The sequence below is a fragment of the Fictibacillus phosphorivorans genome (assembly GCF_001619875.1).
GTDB lineage: Bacteria > Bacillota > Bacilli > Bacillales > Fictibacillaceae > Fictibacillus > Fictibacillus phosphorivorans_B.
Genome location: NZ_LRFC01000035.1, coordinates 1 through 380, shown reverse-complemented (window position 1 = coordinate 380; position 380 = coordinate 1). Strand labels below are relative to the sequence as shown.

The window sequence follows — 380 nt, the reverse complement described above, 5'->3', positions numbered from 1 at the left end:
AATTCAACGCGTTCTTGAACTTTCGCATCTAATTGATCTTGAGACAATTGACTCTTTTTTGCCTCTTCAAGATCCTTCTCTGCTTGCTTTAACTTCACTTCTTGAGCATCAAAACGTCCTTGTAGTGCATCAAACCCTTTTACCTTTGTGTTGGCAGCATCTAATCTAGCCTCTTGAGCATCAAGAAAAGATTTAACAGCTGAATCAACTTCAAATTCTTTACCGTCAATTTTGTATTTAGGCATGGTTGTTTGCCCTCCTTCATTTTCGATTTGCCATGCGTCAGAATCATTACGGATAGCCACTTCTGGACCCGCACGCCCCTGATCTACAATGGCAATGTGATTAATTTCTACATTCCTCTGAACAAATTCATAAGA

The 380-nt window shown here is 39.5% G+C and carries 1 protein-coding gene; it reads right to left on the bottom strand.

The window, feature by feature from the left end:
• On the bottom strand, positions 1 to 380 hold a 380-nt coding region (locus AWM68_RS14825), incomplete at both ends, for a DUF2213 domain-containing protein (RefSeq protein ID WP_156488425.1).